The sequence below is a fragment of the Hymenobacter daecheongensis DSM 21074 genome (assembly GCF_900141805.1).
GTDB lineage: Bacteria > Bacteroidota > Bacteroidia > Cytophagales > Hymenobacteraceae > Hymenobacter > Hymenobacter daecheongensis.
Genome location: NZ_FQYN01000001.1, coordinates 586,143 through 609,265 on the forward strand (window position 1 = coordinate 586,143; position 23,123 = coordinate 609,265).

Consider the following 23,123-nt stretch of genomic DNA (forward strand, 5'->3'; position numbering starts at 1 on the left):
TTTCGGGCCTTGGCCTTTCTAAACATTCTTCTTCGCATTTCTTCTCCCCGCCGTATGGCTTACGACGACGACGCCACCAAAACGCCCCGCAACGACAGTATTGTCGGCAACCTGATGGGCTACCTCGACACGCGCATCGACCTGGTGCGCTTGGAAGCCCAGGAAAAAGTCAAGAATGCTTTCGTGGGCACGGTGCATGGCGCGGCCATGGGCCTGTTTGCGCTGCTATTTGTCATTTTCCTGAGCATTTTTGCCGGGCTGGCCCTCAATAGCGCCTTGGACAGCCCGTATTGGGGCTTCGGCATCGTGGCCGGCTTCTACCTGCTGCTGCTCATCATCTTTCTGGTTGGGGTCGATAAAAAGCTGTTTCAGGGCGTTGCCGACAAGCTGCTGAACAACACCATCTACAAATCTGACAAACGTCAAGCATAACCTGACTTATGGCTGAGCTACACAATCCGCTGTTTGAGGATGAAAAGGAATTCCTGGAGCGCCAGAAGCTCGAATATGAGCGGGCGCTGCTGGGCGATGTGGACAACATCAAGGAAAAAGGCCAGCAAGTGGGCAAGTACGCCCTGATCGGCGCGGGCCTGGCCGGCACCGTCTGGCTGATTGCCAAAGCGCTGGGTAAAAAAAAGCCCGCCTACGATGAGCTGGAAGACCGTGACCAGGAATACGGGCGGCACCTGCGGCCGGGCCGCTCGCGCAAAACGCACAAAGGCGCCCATTTTGCCGCGCTCCACACCGAAGCTGACACGGCCGTAGCCGATGATCTGGGCTTCGGGGCCGGCCAGCACCAGTACGACCGCGGCCGCACCACCACCGGCCACGAGGATCCCCACACCGCCAGCTCCTTCGAGGCGCGCTACGAGCAGCCCCGGCAGACCCGCCACACGCCTGCCCCCTACAACGCGGCAGCTTATGAGAACGAGAAGCCCTCTTCGGAAGCAGCCAACCTGGCGGCTTCGGCGCTACAGTCGTTCCTGCAGTCCGATACCGGTAAGATGCTGATTGCCCAGGTTTCGGCAGTTTTGATGGCGTATGTGGCCAAAAAAGTCGGGGAATATCTACCTATGATCAAAAATCCCGACCTTGCCACTTCTCCCGTGTATACCACCACGGAGCCGGAGACCCGGGATATCGACTTTACGTACCACGAAGAAGCGGATGCGCCTCACAAGCCTCTATGAAACCTTAAGTAAGCGTCGGGCGCGCGGCCAGAAGTCGCTGGCCGTATTGCTCGACCCTGATAATCTGGATGAGGCCGGCTGCCGCAAGCTGTTGCAGCTGAGCGAGTCGCACGCGGTAGACTACTTTTTTATGGGCGGCAGCCTGGTGATGAATTCTCACCAGGCGTCGCTCATTCGTTTGATTAAGGGCCTGAGTACTATTCCGGTCCTGCTCTTTCCCAGCCACAGCCTCCACCTCGATACCCAGGCCGACGGCATTCTGCTGCTCAGCCTGATTTCGGGCCGCAACCCCGATTTTCTGATCGGGCAGCATGTAGTGGCCGCGCCGCTGCTGCGGGCCAGCAACCTCCAGATTCTGCCCACCGGCTACATGCTGGTCGATACCGGCCGCCAGACCACGGCCAGCTACATGAGCGGCACCACACCCCTGCCCCACGACAAGCCCGGTATTGCGGCCTGCACCGCCATGGCCGGCGAGCAGCTCGGCCTGCGCCTCATGTTCCTCGATGGTGGCAGCGGGGCCAAATACCCCGTTTCCTCATCCATGATCCGGGCCGTGCGCCAAGCCGTGGAGCTGCCCATCATCGTAGGTGGCGGCCTCAATACGGCCGAAAAAGCTCACGACGCCCTAGCCGCCGGCGCCGATATTATCGTAGTCGGCAACCAGATCGAAAAAGCGCCCGAGTTCCTCGGCGAAGTATCCAAAGTGGTCCACACCTTCAACACCGTGCTGGATATTGCCTAAACCATGTATTCGTCCGGATTTTTCGGATTAATTGGATTTTGTACACGGCGCGAATCTCCGTTCAGCAAGCCCAAAACAAGAAAGGCCACCCGCAGGGGTGGCCTTCTTCGTGTGCAAAAAAATCGTCCACAAAATCCGATTAATCCGGACGAAGCCGTGGTTAGATGTTCATCGCTGACTCCCGACGGCGCATCTTGCCGGCCGGAATGCCGAACATCATCTTGAAGCGGCGGCAGAAATAAGCGGTGTCCTTATAGCCCACTTCCTTGCCGATGTCGCGGATACTTTTCTTGGTGGTGCGGAGCAGGAATACGGCCCGCTCCATGCGCTGGTACTCGATGTAGTCCTGCGGGTTGATGCCGGTCAGCATCTTAAAGTATTGGCCTACATAATCTTCCGACACGTTGGCCACGCTCGACAGCACCTTGTTCGACAGGTCGCCGCCGATGTTCTCCTTGATGTAGTTGAACAGGTCGATGAGGCGCGGGTCCTTGAAATACGTGCTGTTGGTGGCGAGTTGCTCCACAAACATCTTGTTTTTCAGGATGTAGCGCACGATTTCCACCACGATGTTCTCGGTATAAATCGTGATGAGACGCTCGCGGCCGGGCAGTTCCTGCATGCTCTCTTCCACCACTTTAATCACCAGATTGGCCAGCTTGGAGTTGCCGGTAATCAAGAACGCGGGCACGTCGAGCGAGGCGAAGAAGTTCACCGAGTCGAACACCTTGGCCTCGAAGCTCACGAAGCTGTGGCTTTCCTCCGCATCGCCGATCAGGTCGAGGTCGGCGTTGGAATGGAAAAACTTGTCCTTATTGCTAATCAGGTCATCGTTGGTGATGCTCTTGCCCGCGGCTTCACCGTAGCTCACCTTCGTGGCTCGGCCGCCGGGAATGAACAGCATTTCGCCTTCTTCCACCACCTGCTCTTCGTCGCCGAAGGCCACGCGGCCCTTGTGCAGCAGAATCAGGTTGTTGCCCACGTCGTAATAATTACGCACGGTAAAGGGCTGCTGCAGAACCAGATTCTTCGCTTTGATGTAACGCACACCAAGCGATTCAATGACTTTATTATAATCTTCCATATTCCGGGGGTGGTTGGGTTGTCAAGGAAATGTCGTCCAAATAGGAGGCCCGACTTAGACAATGCAAAATAACATATAAAAATTCACAAAAAACAAAAACCCAGCCATTTTGTGGCTGGGTTTAATGCAATCCTTCTGACTTTTAGGCTATTCCGGATTTATTTGAGCAATTCCCGCGAGATTACAATTTTCTGAATCTCGGAAGTTCCCTCGTAAATCTGGGTGATTTTGGCATCGCGCATCATGCGCTCCACATGGAATTCCTTCACAAAACCATACCCGCCGTGGATCTGTACTGCTTCTACGGCCGTATCCATGGCAGTTTTGGAGGCAAACAGCTTGGCCATGGCCCCCGACTTGGCATAGTCGAGGTGCTGATCCTTGTCGTGGGCGGCCTGCAGGCAGAGTAAGCGGGCAGCATCGATATTGGTAGCCATATCGGCCAGCTTAAATTGAATAGCCTGGTGCTTAGCTATTTCCACACCAAAAGCCTTGCGCTCTTTAGCATATTTCAGGGAAAGCTCCAGCGCACCGGAGGCAATGCCCAGCGCCTGCGCCGCAATACCGATACGGCCGCCGGCCAGCACCTGCATAGCGAACTTGAAGCCGAAACCATCTTCGCCAATGCGGTTTTCCTTGGGCACTTTCACGTCCGTGAACATGAGGGAGTGCGTGTCGGAGCCGCGGATGCCGAGCTTGTTCTCTTTCAGGCCCACCACGAAGCCCGGCGTGTCTTTCTCCACAATCAGCACGTTGATGCCGCGGTGCTTCAGCTCGGGGTTGGTTTGGGCTATTACCATATACACGGAAGCGGTGCTGCCGTTGGTAATCCAGTTTTTGGTGCCGTTCAGCAGGTAATGGTCGCCTTTGTCTTCGGCGGTGGTACGCTGCATGGTGGCATCAGAACCAGCCTCGGGTTCAGAAAGGCAGAATGCGCCGATGATTTCGCCCGTAGCCAGCCGGGTCAGGTATTTGCGCTTCTGCTCCTCGGTGCCGTATTTCTCCAGCCCCCAGCATACCAGCGAGTTATTCACCGACATGATAACGGAGCAAGAGGCATCGACCTTGGAAATCTCCTCCATGGCCAGCACATAGCTTACCGTGTCCATGCCGCCGCCACCGTACTCGGGGCTCACCATCATGCCCATAAAGCCCAGCTCGCCCATCTTTTTGATTTGCTCGGCGGGAAACTTCTGGTGCTCGTCGCGCTCAATCACGCCGGCCCATAGCTCGTTCTGGGCAAAGTCGCGGGCGGCCGCCTGAACGGCGAGTTGTTCTTCGGTGAATTCGAAATTCATACGGAAAATCTTGGGTGGGAATGAAGTGGGCCGCGGGAAAAGCGGGAGATACTGCGCCTCAAAATTAAGCCGCTACGCCCGCAGAATAAGCAGGTGGCCCGGATTTTTTAGCACCAAGCCACGGCGAGCTACATTTTTGCGGGAGCTTTTGTTTGCGCAGGCGGCTGATTCGCTCTTTCCAGCGCCGGCCGGATTGGTTTTTGGCGTAACTCAATGGGTTTAACTACCACCCATAATTTCAGTTAAGCCCTAAAAGAAACCAGCCACTCCGGGCTTCCGAAGTGGCTGGAATGCTTGTCAAGAAGCGGCGCTTAGCGGCGGCGACCCATGAAAATGCTGACGTAGTAAAGCAGCGTGGCCAGCGAGCTAATGGCGGCTACCACGTAGGTCATGGCGGCCCACCACAGCGCATCTTTGGCCATGGCGTGCTCCTGGGTGGTCACGATGCCGCGCTTATCAATCCAGGCCAGGGCCCGGCGGCTGGCATCGAACTCGACGGGCAGCGTGACGAAGCTGAACAGCGTGGTGAGCGAGAACAGGGCAATGCCCACGCCCAGCGGAATCACGCTGGTGCGAATCATCAGCACGCCAGCCATCAGAATCCAGGGCATGTAGGTGGCCACGCTGCTGAGCATGGGCACCATGGCCGAGCGAAACTGGAGCATACTATAGGCAGTGGCGTGCTGCACGGCGTGGCCGCACTCGTGGGCCGCCACGGCGGCGGCGGCGGCGCTACGCTCTTCGTACACGGCCTCGCTGAGGTTTACGGTTTTGTCGGCGGGGTTGTAGTGGTCGGTGAGGCGGCCTTCGGCGGAGATGACGCGCACGTCGGTGATGCCGTGGTCGGCGAGCATCAGCTCGGCAATCTGGCGGCCGGAAAGGCCCGACTGCAGCCCGATTTTGGCATACTCGCTAAACTTGCTGCGCAGCCGCCATTGAATGAGCCAGCTTATTCCCATCACCAGGATGAGTAGGAAGAAGATGGGGCTTGAGCTATAGTTCATGGCAGAAAAAAGACGTTAAGTGGTAAAAAGTTGGCGGACGCGCTCCACGATATTGGTGGTGCTGTAGCCGGCCACGAGCGGTACGGTAAGCACCTGCCCGCCGTTGGCTAACACCAGCTCGTGACCCACAATTCCACTGATCGGGTAATCGTCGCCCTTCACCAGAATGTCAGGTTTGATCAGCGTAATCAGCTCCAGCGGCGTGGGCTCATCGAAAAGCACGACGGCATCCACGAACAAAAGCGAAGCCAGAATCCGGGCGCGTGACAATTCGTCCTGCAACGGTCGGCCCGGCTTCAGGCGGCTTACCGAAGAGTCGGTATTCAGCCCCACCACCAGCGCGTCTCCCAGGTGCCGGGCCTTTTCCAGGTAGTCGACGTGGCCCAGGTGCAACAGATCGAAGCAGCCGTTGGTGAACACCACTTTTTTGCCCTGCGCGCGCCACTGCGCCAGCGTGGGCAGCAGGGCCTCGCGGCCGAAAATCTTGTCCTTACTCCACATCGGCCAGCACGGCTACGGGTTCGGCGGCCAACTGCCGCGCCGAGCGGCCCGACTTAATCATGCTGGCTACAAAGCTGATACCGCCCATCAGCACCACCAGCAGCGTTTGGGAGCCGTGCACCACCAGCGCGTAGGCAATGCCGGCTTCCTTGGAAATGCCATAGACCAGCAGAATGCCCTGCACCATGATATGGAAAGGCCCGATGCCGCCGGCCACCGGTGCGGCCATCCCAAAGGCCCCGAAAGTCAGCACTGCCAGACCCGCCCGCATATCGAGCGAATACGTGGCTGGGAAGCACTTAAATGCCAGATAATCCATCAGATAATAGACCAGCCAGGTGAAGAAGGTATGGAACAAAAACAGGGCTTTGTTCTTCATCTTCAGCACACTGAATACACCGGCCAGCAGACCTTTCGCAAAAGCCACGACCTTATTGAATAAAGCATTTTGCCGGAGCCGCTCCAGGTTGCGGACCAGCGCATAGGCCAGCCCCGCCAGCAGCAGCAGCGCAATGGCCGCCGCTACCAGCAGCGGAGTGCGGTTGCGGGCCAGTTCGTCGTAGCGCCCGCCCAGCACGTTATCGGTTACGAACGACCAGAACGTATTGAAATCCAGCAGGAGCGTGGCTCCCAGCAGCAGCACCAGCACCAGCACGTCGATTACCCGCTCCGTCACTACCGTGCCCAAGGATATCTGTACGGGCACCTTGCTGGTGCGCTGCAGTACCGAGCACCGAATCACTTCACCCATGCGCGGCAGCACCAAGTTGGCTAAGTAGCCCACCATCATGGCGTGATACACGTCCCAGTATGCTGTTTTCTGGCGGGCAGCATCGAGCTGCATCTTCCAGCGGTAGGCCCGACTGAAATAGCCCAGCACCGACAGCACCATCGTGAGGATAAGCCAGGTATAATCTGCCTCCCGCACGTGGCGACCAATGCTGCTCAGGTCCTGCCCCTGCACGGCATACCACATCAGCAGGCCCGAAACGGATAGCAGCAACGCATATTTCAGAATATTAAACAGTGTCTTCATGCGGAGCAGAATAGGGCGAACCAGCCGAGCCGGACACCGGAAAGAATATGTTAATGGAAATGCCGTGTACGGGCTCAGCAGCTAAACAGGCTTACACCAACCGATTATGCTGATCCGGGAAGATGACGGTGGGCTTGTGCGCCCGGGCCTCCGCGAAATCAATCAGGGCGTAGGAGATGATAATAACGATGTCGCCTACGGCTACGCGGCGGGCGGCCGGGCCGTTCAGGCACAGGGTGCCCGTGCCCCGCTCGCCTTTGATGGTGTAGGTTTCAAACCGCTCCCCGTTGTTCACGTTCACGATGGTCACCTTCTCATTCTCCACCATATTGGCGGCATCCAATAGATCTTCGTCAATGGTGACGCTACCGACGTAGTGCAGCTCGGCCTGCGTGACTTTGGCGCGGTGAATCTTCGACTTGAGAACCTCGATATGCATAAGCGGAAGGGGCTGGATTTCGGGGCGCAAAGGTAGCTAAAACCGCCCGATTGCCGGGCCGCGGCGGAGGCTTTATGCCTGCACTACCACGTTATCGATCAGGCGCACGCCGCCCAGATGCGCCGCAATGCACACGGCCACCGCCTGCCCCGGCCGCGCGGCCCCAGTCAGCGGCTGCAACGTCTGCGCATCGGCTATTGCCAGATACTCTAGCGTAATGCCCGGCGTAGCGGCCAGCAGTTGCGTCGCGGCCTGCTGCGCGGCTTCTGCCGGCTCTCCGGCTTCGATGAGGTCGGCGGCGTGCACCAGCGCCGCGTGCAGGGCAGGGGCCACGGCGCGGTCGGGGGCAGCCAGCCGCCGGTTGCGCGACGACATGGCCAGCCCGTCGGCTTCGCGCACCGTGGGGAAGGCTACCAGTTCCAGATCGAAGGATAAATCGGCGGTCAGCTGCCGGATGATGGCTACCTGCTGCAGGTCTTTCTGGCCGAAATATGCCCGGTGGGGCCGGCTCAAGTGAAACAGCTTGCTCACCACCGTGGCCACGCCATTGAAGTGGCCGGGCCGGTGCGCGCCTTCCATCACCCGCTCGAGGGGGCCAAAATCGAAGGTCAGCACGGTGGGCTGCGGATACATCTGCTCTACCGATGGCAGAAACAGCACCGTGCAGCCGGCGGGCTCCAGCAGCGCGGCATCCGCCTCGGGCAGCCGCGGATACAGCCGAAAATCCTCGGGGTTGTTGAACTGTGTAGGGTTCACGAAAATGCTGACCACCACCACATCGTTTTCGCGAGCCGCGGCCCGCACCAGCTGCAGATGCCCTTCGTGGAGGGCTCCCATGGTGGGCACCAACCCAATGTGCTGGCCGCTCTGACGCCATTTTTCTGTCCGGGCTTGCAACTCAGCGGCCGCTTGCAGTATCTCCATAAATGCGTGGCCTACGGCGGGGGCCGCAGGGGTGGTTGGTTGATAATTCGCTCAAAAATGCTTAATTTTGTGCATCCCAAAGTGTTGCCACCTCCCAATCATACCAGCCGACCCTTTATGTCCAAGTTGAGAATACTCTACGCTGCCACGGAAATCAATCCGTTTCTGCAGACGACCAAGGTAGCGGAGTTTCTGCGGATGCTGCCCCAGGGAATGCAGGAAATGGGCATGGAAATCCGCATTTTCGTGCCTCGCTTCGGTATTATCAATGAGCGCAAAAACCGTTTGCACGAAGTGGTGCGCCTGTCGGGCATCAACATCGCCGTGGGCGAGGAGGAAAAGCCGCTGATTATCAAGGTGGCTTCCATTCCGAATGCCAAGCTGCAAGTATACTTCATCGACAACGAAGATTACTTCCACCGCAAATCGGTACTGGTTGATAAGAACGACAAGTTTCACCCCGATAATGACGAGCGGGCCATTTTCTTCTGCAAAGGCGTGCTCGAAACGGTGAAAAAGCTGGGCTGGGCACCCGATATCGTGCACTGCAACGACTGGATGACGGGCCTGATTCCGATGTACCTGAAAACGACCTACAAGAAGGACCCGATTTTTAAGGATGCCAAATCGGTGTTCACCATCTACAACAACGAGTTCAGCCACAAATTTGAAGGCGACATCATTGAGAAGGCCAAAATGCTGGACATTGATGACGAGATGCTGGCGGCCCTCAAGTCGGCTGACTTCGGCGGCTTCATCAAGGTCGGCATGGAATACGCCGACTCGGTAGTGAAATCGGACGAAGACTTCAGCGACAATCTGAACGCCATGTTCACCGAGTACTCGCAGAAAAAGCAGCTGGGCCAGGTTAGCGCCGACGAAAACCTGCTTACCTCTTACTACACGCTCTATAATGAATTGGCCAGCTAGCAGCGCCTTCCGATTTGCTTCGGTTCCTTTGTTTTCCGCAGTTCTGCTGTTTGCCACGGCTGGTTGCGAAGACCCCAACGATTTGGGAGTAGAGCTTCCCGGCACCGCTCCCATCAACACAGAGTACCGCGACTATCCCGTGACGGCCTCTACCGTGCTGCAAACGCCGGTGGAAACCCTGAACTCGACCCACTTTCTGGTGGGCCGGTTGCGCGATGAGAAGCTGGGCACCACCACTGCCAAAGCTTTTTTGAACCTGCAGATAGCTTCCATCGGCACCGACTCGCTGCCCAACCAGTACCTCAATCCCATTCTGGATTCGGTGGTAGTGGTGGCGGGCTTCGATCAGGTGTATGGCAGTTCCGCCAAGCCGGTTTCGTTTGATGTGTATGGCCTGGCCAGCTCTTTGGATGAGCGCAGCATCTTCAATTCGGCAACCACCGTTCCGCTGCTGCCCAGCCCTATCGGCGAAAAGCGGCTAAGCTCCCTCAGCCGGACAAAGCTGGAGGTACGGGCTACGGGCCTGAAAACCAAGAAGGACCTCGCTGTAGATAGCACCATCACGGTGCCCGTGCCCGACCGCACGGTGCGCCTGAAGCTCTATCGGAAAGCCGCCGGCACGCTGCCGGAAATTCCGTCGGCCTTTGTGCAGAACCTCTTTACGGCCATCAAGGACAAAGCCACTCCCTTCACGCAAGCCAAGCTGAACGAAGCCTGGAAAGGCATTGCCTTGCAGCCTTCCGACAATCATTCGGGCAGCGTAGTAGGGTTCAATCGGGCCTTCGAAAACCGCGTGCTTTTCTACTATCATGTGGTGGGGGGCAAAAAAACGCCTACTCCCTTCTCCATCACGTTTGGCAACAATGGCTCGGCCAATGCGCCCCGCGCGTACACCCAGATACGCTCGGAGCTGACCGCTCCTTTCGATCAGTTGACTGACGGGACGAAATCGGTGCTGCCTACCGCGCCGGACCAGGCCACGTACATGCAGGAGGGCGTCGGGCTGGGCACCAAGCTAGAAATTCCGGGTCTGGCTGAGCTGATTACCAACCGGCAGGGTCTGGCCATCAACCGTGCCGAGCTGATTGTGCCGCTCAAGCCGGAAACCAATCTGGTGTTTCAGGCCCCGAAGCAGGCCGTTCTTTACGAGCTGGATGCGACCAACAAGATTCTGCAGCGCACCGTCAATATTTCGCCCTTCGAGCGCCTGGTGCAAAGCGACGGAGCCAACCAGCAAGGGGCCGATGCCCCGGCCACGGCCGCATTCATCGACCAAAGCCGGACGACCAAATACTACAGCCTGACCATGACCAGCTACCTGCAGTCGTATGTGTACGACGCGCTGGGGGGCGAGCGGCCGGCGGCGCTGATGCTATATCCGGTAGTGCGCTATTCTCCCCGCTCGCTGGGCCTCACATTGAACCGGGCGGTATTGGATGCCCAAAACATTAAGCTGCGCGTATACTTTTCCAAGCTGCGCTAGCCGAACTCTTCTGCTTTTCACACTCACTGCGGCACGGCCTTTGTTAAGGGCCGTGTCCTTTGATTTTTCTCCTAACATCTCTTTCTCTGACACATTATGTGCGGAATTGTCGCTTATATCGGGTATCGGGAAGCCTGCCCCATCATCATCAAGGGTTTGCGGCGGTTAGAATACCGCGGCTACGACTCAGCCGGCGTGGCCCTGCTCAATGGCTCGCTGAACGTCTATAAAAAGAAGGGCAAAGTCCAGGAGCTGGAAAACTTTATTGCCACCAAAGACACCCACGCGCACATCGGCATGGGCCACACGCGCTGGGCTACCCACGGCGAGCCGAACGACTCGAACGCCCACCCGCACTACTCTACCTCCGAGCGCATTGCCATCATTCACAATGGCATCATTGAAAACTACGCGGCACTGAAAACCCACTTGCAGCAGCAGGGGCACGTTTTCCACTCCGATACCGACACTGAAGTTTTCGTTAATCTGATTGAGGAAATCCAGAAGCAGAACAGCTGCACGCTGGAAGAGGCCGTACGCCTGGCGCTGCACGAAGTGGTGGGGGCGTACGCCATTGTGGTGCTGAGCAAAGACGACCCGAACCAGCTGATTGCGGCCCGCAAAGGCTCACCGCTGGTGATTGGCATTGGCAAAGACGAGTTCTTCCTGGCCTCCGATGCTACGCCCATCATTGAGTATACCAATGAGGTAGTGTATGTGAACGACTACGAAATTGTGGTCATTCGCGACGGCAAGCTCGACATTCGCAGCAAGGAAGACGTGCATCAGACGCCCTATATCCAGAAGCTGGAAATGGAGCTTGACAGCATCGAAAAAGGTGGCTATGACCACTTTATGCAGAAGGAGATTTTTGAGCAGCCCCGCTCGATTCTCGACTCGATGCGCGGCCGCCTGGAGTTGGAAGCCGGCCACCTGAACATGGGCGGCGTGCGGGCCTACGAGCGGAAGTTTGCCAATGCCGACCGGATTCTTATTGTGGCTTGCGGCACTTCTTGGCACGCCGGGCTGGTGGCGGAGTACCTGCTGGAGGACCTGGCCCGCATTCCGGTGGAGGTGGAATACGCCTCGGAGTTCCGCTACCGCAACCCGATTATCACGGAGCGCGACATCGTAATTGCTATTTCGCAGAGCGGTGAGACGGCCGACACGCTGGCCGCCATTGAGCTGGCCAAGAGCAAGGGCGCAACTATTTTCGGTATCTGCAACGTGGTGGGCAGCAGCATTGCCCGCGCTACCGATGCCGGGGCCTACACCCACGCCGGCCCCGAAATCGGGGTGGCTTCGACCAAGGCTTTCACGGCGCAGGTAACGGTGCTCACGCTACTGGCCATGATTGTGGGCCACCAGCGCGGCGCGCTTTCCGATACCAAGCTGCGCGAGCTGATGATGGAGCTGAGCAACATTCCGGCGAAGGTGGAGAAGGCGCTGTTGCTCAACGATGAGATTGAGAAGATTGCCGAAATCTTCAAGGATTCGACCAACTTCCTCTACCTGGGCCGGGGCTACAACTTCCCGGTAGCTTTGGAAGGCGCGCTCAAGCTCAAGGAAATCAGCTACATCCATGCCGAAGGCTACCCGGCGGCGGAGATGAAGCACGGCCCGATTGCCCTGATTGACGAGAACATGCCGGTGGTGGTTATTGCCACCAAAGACAGCTCGTATGAGAAAGTGGTGTCGAACATTCAGGAGGTGAAGGCCCGCAAAGGCCGCATCATTGCCGTGGTGACCGAAGGCGACGACGTGATTCCGGCTATGGCCGAATTCACCATTGAGGTGCCGGCCACGAGCGAAGTGCTGATGCCGCTGGTATCGGTGATACCGCTGCAGCTGCTGAGCTACCACATTGCCGTGCTCCGCGGCTGCAACGTGGATCAGCCCCGCAACCTGGCCAAATCGGTGACGGTGGAATAAGCTCACGGCTACTGACCAAAAAAAGCGCTTCGTTCCGGAGCGCTTTTTTTATGCCGCCGATTTTAGCTGCTTTGCGCGTTCGTTGTCTTCGTCTCTATGCCCGAAGCAGTAGCTTCTTCCCGTTTTCGCCGCCTGGTTGTGCCCGTACTGGGGGCGGTAGCGGGGCTGCTGTGCCTGTTACCCTTCGTGGCGCTGTGCTGGTATGCGCACCCTTCCGCCGATGATTTTCTGACGGCCAACGACGTGCGTAAGCAGGGGCATTGGGGCTATATCTCGTTCATGTATAGGCACTGGACGGGCCGCTACACCTCCGCTACGCTCTGGGGGCTGCTCAACCCGGTGGCGTATGGCTACACGACGGAATGCTACGGACTGGTGTGCCTGAGTATGCTGCTGCTGGTGCCGCTGGCTTTCTATGTGCTGCTCAAAGCCTTGTTCGCCGGGCACTGTCGGCGGCGGAATCTGGGCCTGGCAAGTGCGGCTCTTACCGGACTATACCTGTTTCAGTTGCCCAGCCCGGCCGAAGGCATGTACTGGATTACGAGCAGCTACAACTACCTGGTGCCCGCCTGCCTGACGCTGGTGTGGCTGGCCGCGCTGGTGCGCCACGCCCACGCCCAAACGGCGGCGCAGCGCCAAAGGTGGCTGGCCGTGGCCGCGCTGCTTGCCATAGTGGTGGTGGGCGGCAATGAAACCAATGCGCTGCCCCTGCTGCTGGGCGTGGCCGGGCTCACGCTTATTCGCTTCGTCCAACGCCGCCACCTCGACCGCTACTACCTGCTGCTGACGCTGGTGGTGGCTGGCGCCTGCGCCGTGGCCTTTCTGGCCCCCGGTAACTTTGTCCGGCTCAATCAGTCCGGGCGGCACTACGGCATGCTGGAATCCCTGGACCGGGCGGCGCTGTCGGCGTATCGGCTGGTGATCAGCTGGGTGGGCAATGGTATTCTGCCCGCCCTGACGGTGCTGCTGGCCCCACTAAGCTACCGCCTGAGCCGGCTGCCGGACCTGCCCCTGAACCGACTGGCACGCCGGCCTCTGTTTGTGGTGCTACTGCTGGCGGTTTCTGTGGTGCTGGTGCTTTTCCTCGCCCACTGGACCACCAGCACCTCCATGCCCGCCCGGTCGCAGAATGTGCTGTACCTGTTTTTTCTGCTCGGCTGGTTTGTGCACGCACACGGCTGGCTGCTGCAGGTTTGGCGGCGCTGGCCGGTCGCTTCGTTTTCGCTGCCCGGCTACGCGCAGGCGCTGCTGGCCGGCTGGCTGATTTTTGCCTTTTTCATGGGCCCGCGCTTCCGGATGCGGGGCCGCGACCCGGAGGATAACGTGAACCAGATTCTGGTGGCGTATCAGGACTGGCTGGGTGGGGCTGCGGCCCGCTACGATGCGCAGCTCACGGCTCGCTACGCCTATCTGCGCTCCTGGAACTCGCCGCGCGGGGCCGTGGAGGTAGCGCCGCTGCAATACCCGCCCCGGACCATTTTCTTCTCCGATCTGGAAACGGATACCAATGACTGGGCGAACCTGGCCTACGCGGAGTTTTTCGGCAAAGCCAGCATCCGGGTTCCGAAGAAAGCCTCTTTCTCTCCCGTGCCCTAAGGTGGGCGAAAACGGTAGATTTGCGCCCACCTTCTCTTTGCTTTAACGCCAACAACCTCCCCCGTCATGCCCAACACCATCGTTTATTCCGCCGACGCGCCCGCCCCCATTGGTCCGTATAGCCAGGCCGTGCAGGCCGGCAACACCCTGTATGTCTCGGGTCAGATTCCGCTGGACGCGGCGGGCCAGCTGGTAGGCGGCGGCGACGTGGCGGCCGAAACCCACCAGGTGATGCGCAATCTGCAGGCCGTGTTGGCCGCCGCGGGCCTCACCCTGCGCGATGTGGTGAAGTGCAGCATCTTCGTGAAAGACCTCGGCAACTTTGGCCTCATCAACGAAGTGTATGGCAGCTATTTCCCCGCCGATTACGCCCCGGCCCGCGAAACCGTGGAAGTAAGCCGCCTGCCCAAAGATGTGCAGGTGGAAATATCGTGCGTGGCGGTGAAGTAGTGAGATAATGTACTGTAAGTTGTCGGGCCGTTTGTGCAATTTGAACAACAAACTCACTGATTCGCTAAATCACTAACTCACTGCTTCCCATGAAAGAACTCGGTCTTGGATTATTGCTGGTTGGTTTGCTGTCGTTAGGACTGCCGTTTTTGGGGATGAAATCGATGCTTCTGGGCTGGGTTGACCAGTGGGGCGTGGCCGTATCGTGGGCCATTCGCGGCGGCATCACGCTGCTGGGCCTCATCCTCTACCTCACCTACCGCAACCGGGACTAAGTGATGAGATAGTGAGATGGTGAAATAGTGAGTTTGATGTTCAGCTTGCGCAGGTGGCGCAAATGGCGCATATAGCGCAAGCTGAACATCAAACTCACTATTTCACCATCTCACTATTTCACAATTTCACTGTGCGTACCTTTGCGGGGTGTTTTTCTATCCTGAAAGATGCCGCGAACTGACTGTATTATGGAAAGAGAAGTACGGGTGCGCTTTGCGCCCAGCCCCACGGGGCCGCTGCACATCGGCGGCGTGCGCACGGCGCTGTATAACTACCTGCTGGCCCGCAAGTTGGGCGGCAAGATGCTGCTGCGCATCGAAGACACCGACCAGAACCGCTTTGTGCCCGGGGCCGAGCAGTACATCATGGATGCGCTGCGCTGGTGCGGCATCGAAATCGACGAGGGCATTGAGCAGGGCGGCCCGCACGCGCCCTACCGCCAGAGCGAGCGGAAGCCCATGTACCGCCAATATGCCCAGCAGCTCATCGACAGCGGCCACGCCTACTATGCTTTCGATACGGCTGAGGACTTGGACGCCATGCGTGCTCGCCTCACGGCCGCCAAAGTGCCCAATCCGCAGTACAACAGCATCACCCGCGCCCAGATGCGCAACTCCCTCACCCTGCCCGAGGATGAGGTGAAGCAGCTATTAGAGAGCGGCGCGCAGTACGTGATTCGCCTGAAAGTGCCGCGCAAGGAGGAAATCCGCTTCAACGACCTGATCCGGGGCTGGGTGGTGGTCCATTCTTCGGCCGTGGATGACAAGGTGCTGATGAAGTCGGATGGCATGCCGACTTACCACCTGGCCAACATCGTGGACGACCATCTGATGGAAATCACCCACGTAATTCGGGGCGAGGAATGGCTGCCGTCGGCCCCGCTGCACGTGCTGCTCTACCGCTATCTGGGTTGGGAAGCTACCATGCCGCAGTTTGCCCACCTGCCCCTACTGCTCAAGCCCGACGGCACCGGCAAGCTCAGCAAGCGCGACGGAGACAAGCTCGGTTTCCCGGTTTTTCCGCTGGAATGGCACGGCACCGATGCCGAAACCGGCCAGCCCACCGTGAGCAGCGGCTACCGCGAAAGCGGCTACCTGCCCGAGGCCTTCATCAACTTCCTGGCCTTCCTGGGCTGGAACCCCGGCACCCAGCAGGAGCTGTTTTCGATGCAGGACCTCATCGACACGTTCACCATTGAGCGCGTGAGCAAGTCGCCGGCCCGCTTCGATCAGAACAAGGTACGCTGGTACAACGAGCAGTACCTGCGCGCCAAACCCGATGCCGAGCTGGCCCACTACCTCATCCAGGAGCTGCATACGCAGGGCCTTGCGGTGCCCCAGGAGAAAGCCGAGCAGATTGCCGCGCTGGTGAAGGAGCGAGCCACCTTCCCCGCCGACCTAGCCAAGGAAGCCCAGCTGTTCTTCCAGCGCTCCACGACCTACGACGAACAGGTAATCAGCAAGAAGTGGAACGCGCCGGTAGCCGCGGCCCTCGCCGCCTTTGCCCAGGAGCTTACCACCGCCCCCGACACCACGCCCGATGGCATCAAAGCCTTGCTGACGCAGGTAGTGGAAGGCCAGGGCATGAAGCTGGGCCAAGTGCTACAGGCCCTGCGTGTGGCCGTGACCGGTGCCGCCGCCGGCCCCGACCTGATGCACATCATGCACATTCTGGGAGCCCCGGAAACGGCCCAGCGCATTCAGTTGGCCGTGGAGAAGCTGGCCGCCTAGCGCCATCGGCCGGTGCCGAGTGCAAAACTGAAAAGCCGCCCGTAGGAAACTACGGGCGGCTTTTTTGGCTCGTAGCCTGGGACTGCGCGGCCTGGCCGCCCAGGCAACCTTGTGTATCCGCTTCCCGAGTTGTTGCGTAAGAGGCAGTGGCGGGCGCTTTGCCGCAGGCAAGATGCCGCTTCCTCCCCCTCCGCCACTCTAACCGGACGCTCGCATGGCTAAGAAACTCGTCAACAAACCCAAGAAGACCGACCCCGACAAGAAAGCCCGCGTGCACAAGGAGTTGGAAGGCTTCGAAATAAAGGTGAATCCGCTGGGCGAAATCACGTCCAACTACTCCATTGAGGATATCAACCTGTTTCTCAACCGCCATGTGCGCGACAAGAAGCTGGTGAACCGCGACGGGCAGTTTGGCGAGAAGGACGACGAGGAGTTCCCGGTGGAAGACGGGGCGCAGGAGCCGGAAGAAACCGATGAGGATTTTATGCGCCGCACCAGCAAGGAAGCCAAAAAGAAGGGCCCCAAAGACGAGCCGGAAGCCTCTGCGGAAGCAGATCTGAAGCGGGAGTTGCCCGGCGACGAATAGCCCCGGCCGAGCATCGGCGCGATACCCAAGCCGCACAAGCTAAAAGAAGCCATCCGGACCCGGATGGCTTCTTTTTTGGCCGGTTCAGGCTGCCTGAATAAAGCCGTTTCATTATACTTGGGCCCCGTTTCATCCCTCAGCCCTCCTGCTCATGCTCTCCCACGACATCGACTACCGCATCATTGGCTCCGACATTCAGGTTCTGGAAGTGGAGCTGGACCCCAACGAAACCGTGGTGGCCGAGGCCGGGGCTATGGTGTATATGGAAGAGGGCATTGCCTTTGAAACCAAGATGGGCGACGGCTCGGAGCCCGACCAGGGCCTGATGGGCAAGCTATTTTCGGCCGGTACGCGCCTGATTACGGGCGAGTCGCTGTTTATGACGCACTTCACGCACCGCGGGCACACGGCCAAAAGCCGGGTGGCGTTTTCGGCTCCTTATCCGGGCACCATCATTCCGCTGGATTTGCGGTCATTGCCGCAGGGTCTTATTGTGCAGAAAGATGGCTTTCTGGCCGCCGCCCGGGGTACCAAAATCAGCATTCACTTCAACCAGCGGTTCGGGGCCGGCTTTTTCGGGGGCGAGGGCTTCATTCTGCAAAAGCTCACCGGCGACGGCAAAGCCTTCATTCATGCCGGCGGCACCGTGATTGAAAAGCGCCTGAACAGCGAAATTCTGCGCGTGGATACCGGCTGTATCGTGGCCTTCGAGCCGGGAGTAGATTTCAGCATTGCCCGCGCCGGGGGGCTGAAATCAATGATTTTCGGGGGCGAAGGGCTGCTGCTGGCTACACTGCAAGGCACCGGCCGCGTCTGGATTCAGTCGATGCCCGTGAAGAAGCTCATTCAGGCCCTGATGCCCAACGGCAGCAACGCCGGCAAGGAAAGCGGCGGCGTGCTGGGCCGGCTGGTAGGCGGCGTGCTGGACGAATAGCGCGGCCGGGGCAAGCCTATTCCGTCTGGACAGGTGCCCCGCCCGAATCGGCAGCGGCCGGGGTAGCCGCTACCCCCGCGCCATCAGCAGATGTGGTAGCATCGTTGCGGCCGACAGTGAAGGCAATGACGCTCAAGCTCACTAATAAGGCCAGCACCAGCAGTCCAAACAGACCCATAATGGCTTTGGATCTTAGCTTGGCTGACGTCAGCAAAGACGATGAACGGCGCCGCTTGCGACGCGAGACATAGGGGCGGGAAGAGGTGGTAACAGTAGACACGGTGGGAGCGTGAGTGTTAACAATCCACTAATATAGGTATTTTATTAGTCAGCCACTATACCAATACTCCATATTTTACCAAGAAAAATACTGTATCGCTTTTACCCTTCTGGTATAACTTAGGACTATTAGAGTACGGAGCAGGCCTACAGGATATAACGCGTACGGCTGCATGGCACCTTGCCGGGATATTTGCGTTATGCAATTCCCTGCAGAATATCCTCCAGCAGTTCGCGGGAGTTGCTCAGGCGGGGCACTTTGTGCTGGCCGCCGAGCTTACCTTTGCGGGCCAGCCACCGGCCGAAAGTGCCCGCCGGGGCCACCGTCAGTACGGGGGGCAGCAGGGCCAAGTCGCGGTGGCGCTTGGCGTCGTAGTCGGAGTTGAGCTGGCGCAGGGTTTCGTCGAGCACCTGGGTGAAGTGCTGCGGGTCTTGGGGTGGGTGGGTGAATTCGATGAGCCACTGATGGCCGCCGCGGGAAGCTTCAGTCGCATCGAAGTAGATGGGGGCGGCCGTGTAGTCCTGCACGGTGGTATGGGTGGCGCGACAGGCGGCGGCAATGGCGGCATCGGTGTTTTCGATGACGACTTCTTCGCCGAAGGCATTCAGAAAGTGCTTGGTGCGGCCGGTGATGCGGATGCGATAGGGCGCCAGGCTGGTGAAGCGCACCGTATCGCCGATTTTGTAGCGCCACAGGCCCGCATTGGTGCTGATGACCAGGGCGTAGCTCCGGCCCAGCTCTACCTCCTCCAGCATGAGGGTTTGGGGGTTTTCGGCGTCGAACTGGTCGGCGGGGATGAACTCGTAGTAGATGCCGTGGTCGAGCAGCAGCAGCAGGTCTTCGCTGGCGGGCTGGTCCTGGAAGGCGAAGTAGCCTTCGGAGGCGTTGTAGATTTCGAGGTAGCCCATCTGCTCGCCGGGAATCATCTGGCGAAATAACTCCCGGTACGGCCCGAAGGCCACCGCGCCATGCAGAAACAGCCGCAGATTGGGCCACACCTCCGTGATGTTGGCGGCCCCGGCCAGCTCCGTCACGCGGCGCAGCAGCACGATCATCCAGGTAGGCACGCCGGCCAGCACCGACACATTTACGCCCTGCACGTGGCGGGCAATGCGCTCAATCTTTTCTTCCCACTCATCCAGCAGGGCCAGCTCCAGCGGGGGCGTGCGGATGTATTCGGCCCAGCCGGGCAGGTTCTGCATAATCACGGCCGACACGTCGCCGACGCGGGAGTCCTTTTCGTCGGGGCGAAAGGGGTTGGGGGCGTGCGTGCCGCCCAACGACAGCGTTTTGCCGGCCAGCACCCGCGACTCGGGGTAGAGCAGCGTGGCGGTGGCCGTCATGTCGCGGCCGGCGCGGTAGTGGCTCTCGTGCAGCGACTCCGGGGTGACGGGAATGAACTTGCTGCGGGCATTGGTGGTGCCCGAGGACTTGGCAAACCACAGCACGCGGCCGGGCCAGAGCACGTCGGCTTCGCCGCGCAACACGCGCTCCAGGGCGGGGTACAGCTGCTCGTAGCTGCTCACGGGCACGCGCTGGGCAAATTCGCGGGGGCCGGGCGCATCCAGGAACCCGTAGCGGCGGCCCCACTCGGTGGCGCCGGCCGTGCGCAGCAGCTCCCGAAACACGCGCTGCTGCACCTCGTGCGGGTGCTGGCGGAAGTGGTCGATGCTGGCCAGTCGCCGCTGCACGGCCCACGTCAGGATAGAGCCAATCACGCCGCTCAGACTTTACGTTTCAGCTCAAAATGCTTGCCCAGGTACACGCGGCGCACCATTTCGTCGGCGGCCAGCTCCTCGGCGGTACCAGCTTTGAGCAGCTTGCCCTCGAAAAGCAGGTAGGCGCGGTCCACGATGCTGAGCGTCTCGTTCACGTTGTGGTCGGTGATGAGGATGCCGATATTCTTGTGCTTGAGCTTAGCCACAATGCCCTGAATCTCTTCCACGGCAATGGGGTCAACACCGGCAAAGGGCTCATCGAGCAGCACGAATTTGGGGTCAACGGCCAGGGCGCGGGCTATTTCGGTGCGCCGCCGCTCGCCACCCGAAAGCACGCGGCCGAGGTTTTTGCGCACATGCGTGAGGCTGAACTCGTGGAGCAGCTCCTCTACCTTGTCGTGCTGGGCCGGCTTGGGCAGGTTGGTCATTTCGAGCACCGAGAGGATATTTTCCTCCACGCTCAGATCCCGAAAAACCGAAGCTTCTTGGGCCAGGTAGCCGATGCCGCGGCGGGCCCGCTGGTAAATGGGCAGCTTGGTGATGTCCTCGTCGTCGAGGAAGATGCGGCCGCTGTTGGGCTTCACCATGCCCACCGTCATATAAAAGCAGGTGGTTTTGCCCGCGCCGTTGGGCCCGAGCAGCCCCACGATTTCGCCCTGCGCCACATTCAGCGACATATCATTGACGACGGTGCGGGACTTATAGGTCTTAACGAGGTGTTCGGCGCGAAGAATCATTGGCACAAAGGTAGAAAAACCGGCCGCAGACCGGCAGTGGCCGATAGAACGGCCAGCGTGGAGGAATTGATGCGCGCTAGGAGCTTTTAAAGCTATGGCTAAAAACTAGCTCCCCTCCTTTTTTCAAGGAGGGGTTGGGGGTGGTTCCGTCGTTGAACGGTTTGCTAGCTCTAGCTACAGTTCAACGACTTTCTAGTTCTAGCTAACCACCCCTGCCCCTCCTTAAAAAAAGGAGGGGAACTAGCTTTTCTAGCTTTGTAACCCCTAAAAACCCTTTTATCGCAGCGGATTCAGCATTTTCTCCCGCAAAGCTACCTGCGCCGGAGTAGCGCTTGAGTTCAGCTCCAGCACGTTTTTCAACTCTACCTCAAACTCCTTCGAAGCAGCCTGCTTCTCCTGCGGCGCGGCCGTGCCCGACTGAAAACGCACCGTGACGGCGGCCCCGGAAGTGGGCTCCACGAGCGGGCGAAGCAGCTTTTCGGCGTTGGTCAGATCCAGGGCGGTGCCGTTTACGGCCAGCAGCACGTCGCCTTCGCTCAGGCCGAAGGCGTTCTGGTCGGGCGCGGTCTGGGCGGCCAGGAACTGCTTTTTGTCGGGGTCGTAGCGGAAGCCGAGGTTGCCGAAAGCTTTGATCTTGCTGGGCGCGGTGGGCTGAAAGCGCCAGCCGATCTTGTCGAAATACTCGGCATAGGGCAAGGGCTGGCTGCCGATAACGTATTGGTCGAAGAACTGCTGCAGGGCGGGGTTGGTGAGGGCCACGACTTCCGGAATCAGGTCTTTATCCTCAAAGGAGCGGGTGGGGCCGTATTTCTGGCGCAGGGCCAGCAGCACGTCGCGCAGGTTCTGGCGGCCCTGGCTCAGCTCCTGAATGCGGATATCGAGCAGCAACCCGATAAGCGCGCCCTTCTCATACACGTTGTCGTACATGTCCTTGTAGGGCGGCTCCAGGATTTTGCGGCTCATTTCGGTGAACGAAGCCGGGGGGAATTTCTCCGCTTTGTCGATTTTGTCCTTGATGCGCTGGCGAAACTCGTCGGGGGTGGTGAGGCCGCCGCGCACCTGCACGAGCTGCGCAATGTATTCCGTGACGCCCTCATACAGCCATAGGTGCTGCGACATCTGGGGGTTGCGGAAGTCGAACTCCCCGATTTCGCGCGAGTGAATATTGAGCGGGGCCAGCATGTGCAAAAACTCGTGCGAGGCCACCTCCTGCACCATGCTGCGCAGCCGGTCGGCATCGGGCACCTCGGGCAGGAAGTAGAGCGACGAATACGAGTGCTCCATAGCCCCGTAGCCGCCCTTCTCGCTGGCCAGCGGCGAGCCGAAGCTGGGGAAATACATCAGAAAGTGATAGGCCGGCACCGGCATCTGTCCGAAGTACTTCGTCAGCGCCTCCGCCATCGGCCGGATGATTTCGCGCACCTGCGCGGCCCGCACCGCCCCCGTTTCCGACACTACCGCCACTGAAATGCGGGCCCCGCCGGTGCTGAAGCTGGCCGTATCGGGCTTGCTGTACAGGATGGGCGCATCGGCCAGGCTCACGTAGCTGGGGGCCGTGAAAACGTCCTGCGTAGGCGTGGGACGGTGGGTGCTGAGCGACGTGGCCCCGTAGAAGTCGGCGGGCTTAGCCACAGTCACCTGGTAGGGCTGCATCTTGTAGCCTTCGAGGTAGCCGTAGAGGCCGTAGTGATTGAGCACGAAATCCTTGCCCGCATCGAAGTTGGTGCCGCCGGGCTGGAAGATGAAAGCTTCGTCCTGCTTCACGTCCCAGGTGTCGTCCACTACGTATTCGAGGCGGGCCAAGCGGGGCGCGTTGTCAATGATAAACAGGTTGGCCCCGTCCTTCTTCACCTTTAGCTTTTTGCCCTGCTTATCGTAGGCCGTGAAATTGGTAACGAAGCGGCCGTAGTCCTTTTTGGAGTAGGAGCCGGGCACCACCGAGGGCATCACGTAGGTAGCCTGCGCCTCCTTTACCGGCGGCGTAGTGATGACCACGCGCACCTGGTCGTTGGCGACCTTCTGCAGGTCGAGGGCAATCTGGTAGCCGGCGGGCTGCTGGGCCAGGGCCGGGGCGGCAAGAAGCAGGGCGAAGCCGAGCAGGCAGGATAGTTTCATGCGGGGTACGTGAGGATAGAATAGGTGGCTCCCCAACGCCGGGCGCGGCCGGAACTGGCGTAAGCGGGTCCCAAAGCTGGGATTTTTGCGCCACTATTGCCGCACCGACGTATGGCATAGCCCACGGGCTGCTTC

At 59.4% G+C, this 23,123-nt stretch carries 23 protein-coding genes; 12 read left to right on the top strand and 11 right to left on the bottom strand.

The genetic code is table 11. The features are described from left to right. The first annotated feature begins 54 nt into the window (after positions 1-54). Genes BUB62_RS02535 through BUB62_RS02545 form a run of 3 tightly spaced genes read left to right on the top strand, consistent with a single transcriptional unit; the run spans position 55 to position 1,935 of the window. On the top strand, positions 55-432 hold the full coding sequence (locus BUB62_RS02535) for a phage holin family protein (protein WP_073105693.1): 378 nt from the start codon (positions 55-57) through the stop codon (positions 430-432). An 8-nt stretch (positions 433-440) separates the two neighbouring features. Then, the gene (locus BUB62_RS02540) at positions 441-1,190 is read left to right on the top strand and encodes a hypothetical protein (protein WP_073105696.1); all 750 of its coding nucleotides are present in this window, start codon (positions 441-443) and stop codon (positions 1,188-1,190) included. Next, positions 1,168-1,935: a geranylgeranylglyceryl/heptaprenylglyceryl phosphate synthase gene (locus tag BUB62_RS02545; protein ID WP_073105699.1), complete on the top strand. Its 768-nt coding sequence runs from the start codon at positions 1,168-1,170 to the stop codon at positions 1,933-1,935. Before BUB62_RS02540 ends, BUB62_RS02545 begins: the two co-directional genes overlap by 23 nt. A 160-nt stretch (positions 1,936-2,095) precedes the next feature. On the opposite strand, the gene BUB62_RS02550 is transcribed toward BUB62_RS02545, so the two are convergent. The 7 genes from BUB62_RS02550 to panC all read right to left on the bottom strand — a co-directional run bounded on the left by BUB62_RS02550 (position 2,096) and on the right by panC (position 8,221). Continuing rightward, positions 2,096-3,019, bottom strand: a complete 924-nt coding sequence (locus BUB62_RS02550) for a helix-turn-helix domain-containing protein (RefSeq protein ID WP_073105702.1) — start codon at positions 3,017-3,019, stop codon at positions 2,096-2,098. 158 nt (positions 3,020-3,177) lie between these two features. Further along, complete coding sequence (locus BUB62_RS02555) at positions 3,178-4,317, bottom strand: acyl-CoA dehydrogenase (RefSeq protein WP_073105705.1); 1,140 nt, start codon at positions 4,315-4,317, stop codon at positions 3,178-3,180. Between the two features lie 311 nt (positions 4,318-4,628). Beyond that, positions 4,629-5,321: a zinc metallopeptidase gene (locus BUB62_RS02560; protein ID WP_073105708.1), complete on the bottom strand. Its 693-nt coding sequence runs from the start codon at positions 5,319-5,321 to the stop codon at positions 4,629-4,631. A gap of 15 nt (positions 5,322-5,336) precedes the next feature. Continuing rightward, positions 5,337-5,822 carry a D-glycero-beta-D-manno-heptose 1-phosphate adenylyltransferase gene (gene rfaE2, locus BUB62_RS02565; RefSeq protein ID WP_073105711.1) on the bottom strand — a complete coding sequence of 162 codons (486 nt, stop codon included), beginning with the start codon at positions 5,820-5,822 and terminating at the stop codon, positions 5,337-5,339. Next, positions 5,812-6,858 carry a lysylphosphatidylglycerol synthase transmembrane domain-containing protein gene (locus tag BUB62_RS02570; protein WP_084538763.1) on the bottom strand — a complete coding sequence of 349 codons (1,047 nt, stop codon included), beginning with the start codon at positions 6,856-6,858 and terminating at the stop codon, positions 5,812-5,814. Before BUB62_RS02570 ends, rfaE2 begins: the two co-directional genes overlap by 11 nt. Before the next feature lie 91 nt (positions 6,859-6,949). After that, on the bottom strand, positions 6,950-7,297 hold the full coding sequence (gene panD, locus BUB62_RS02575) for an aspartate 1-decarboxylase (RefSeq protein ID WP_073105713.1): 348 nt from the start codon (positions 7,295-7,297) through the stop codon (positions 6,950-6,952). 72 nt (positions 7,298-7,369) lie between these two features. Continuing rightward, positions 7,370-8,221, bottom strand: a complete 852-nt coding sequence (gene panC, locus BUB62_RS02580) for a pantoate--beta-alanine ligase (RefSeq protein WP_073105716.1) — start codon at positions 8,219-8,221, stop codon at positions 7,370-7,372. A 117-nt stretch (positions 8,222-8,338) separates the two neighbouring features. Between panC and BUB62_RS02585 the strand changes: the two genes are divergently transcribed. From BUB62_RS02585 to BUB62_RS02625, 9 genes are all read left to right on the top strand, one after another. After that, on the top strand, positions 8,339-9,151 hold the full coding sequence (locus BUB62_RS02585; RefSeq protein WP_073105719.1) for a glycogen/starch synthase: 813 nt from the start codon (positions 8,339-8,341) through the stop codon (positions 9,149-9,151). 28 nt (positions 9,152-9,179) lie between these two features. Next, positions 9,180-10,634, top strand: coding sequence for a DUF4270 family protein (locus BUB62_RS02590; RefSeq protein ID WP_073105721.1), 1,455 nt, complete (start codon positions 9,180-9,182; stop codon positions 10,632-10,634). 96 nt (positions 10,635-10,730) lie between these two features. Then, positions 10,731-12,566, top strand: coding sequence for a glutamine--fructose-6-phosphate transaminase (isomerizing) (glmS, locus tag BUB62_RS02595; RefSeq protein WP_073105724.1), 1,836 nt, complete (start codon positions 10,731-10,733; stop codon positions 12,564-12,566). Positions 12,567-12,662: 96 nt separating this feature from the next. Continuing rightward, positions 12,663-14,162 (top strand): DUF6056 family protein, encoded by a 1,500-nt coding sequence (locus BUB62_RS02600; protein ID WP_073105727.1) that lies wholly within the window; start codon positions 12,663-12,665, stop codon positions 14,160-14,162. A gap of 66 nt (positions 14,163-14,228) precedes the next feature. After that, a complete protein-coding gene (locus BUB62_RS02605) occupies positions 14,229-14,612 on the top strand; it encodes a RidA family protein (protein WP_073105730.1) in 384 nt (127 codons plus the stop codon). An 89-nt stretch (positions 14,613-14,701) separates the two neighbouring features. Then, entirely contained in the window at positions 14,702-14,887 is a 186-nt protein-coding gene (locus BUB62_RS02610; protein WP_073105733.1) for a hypothetical protein, read from the top strand. Between the two features lie 189 nt (positions 14,888-15,076). Beyond that, positions 15,077-16,618 carry a glutamate--tRNA ligase gene (gltX, locus tag BUB62_RS02615; RefSeq protein ID WP_073105735.1) on the top strand — a complete coding sequence of 514 codons (1,542 nt, stop codon included), beginning with the start codon at positions 15,077-15,079 and terminating at the stop codon, positions 16,616-16,618. A gap of 214 nt (positions 16,619-16,832) precedes the next feature. Then, positions 16,833-17,204 (top strand): hypothetical protein, encoded by a 372-nt coding sequence (locus tag BUB62_RS02620; RefSeq protein ID WP_073105737.1) that lies wholly within the window; start codon positions 16,833-16,835, stop codon positions 17,202-17,204. A 151-nt stretch (positions 17,205-17,355) separates the two neighbouring features. Next, positions 17,356-18,138: a TIGR00266 family protein gene (locus BUB62_RS02625; RefSeq protein WP_073105740.1), complete on the top strand. Its 783-nt coding sequence runs from the start codon at positions 17,356-17,358 to the stop codon at positions 18,136-18,138. A gap of 16 nt (positions 18,139-18,154) precedes the next feature. On the opposite strand, the gene BUB62_RS19255 is transcribed toward BUB62_RS02625, so the two are convergent. From BUB62_RS19255 to BUB62_RS02640, 4 genes are all read right to left on the bottom strand, one after another. After that, positions 18,155-18,316: a hypothetical protein gene (locus BUB62_RS19255; protein WP_159437392.1), complete on the bottom strand. Its 162-nt coding sequence runs from the start codon at positions 18,314-18,316 to the stop codon at positions 18,155-18,157. A gap of 299 nt (positions 18,317-18,615) precedes the next feature. Continuing rightward, a complete protein-coding gene (locus BUB62_RS02630; protein WP_073105743.1) occupies positions 18,616-20,136 on the bottom strand; it encodes a GH3 auxin-responsive promoter family protein in 1,521 nt (506 codons plus the stop codon). 5 nt (positions 20,137-20,141) lie between these two features. After that, the gene (lptB, locus tag BUB62_RS02635; protein WP_073105746.1) at positions 20,142-20,873 is read right to left on the bottom strand and encodes an LPS export ABC transporter ATP-binding protein; all 732 of its coding nucleotides are present in this window, start codon (positions 20,871-20,873) and stop codon (positions 20,142-20,144) included. Positions 20,874-21,149: 276 nt separating this feature from the next. Next, positions 21,150-22,988, bottom strand: a complete 1,839-nt coding sequence (locus BUB62_RS02640; protein ID WP_084538765.1) for a M61 family metallopeptidase — start codon at positions 22,986-22,988, stop codon at positions 21,150-21,152. Positions 22,989-23,123 lie beyond the last annotated feature (135 nt).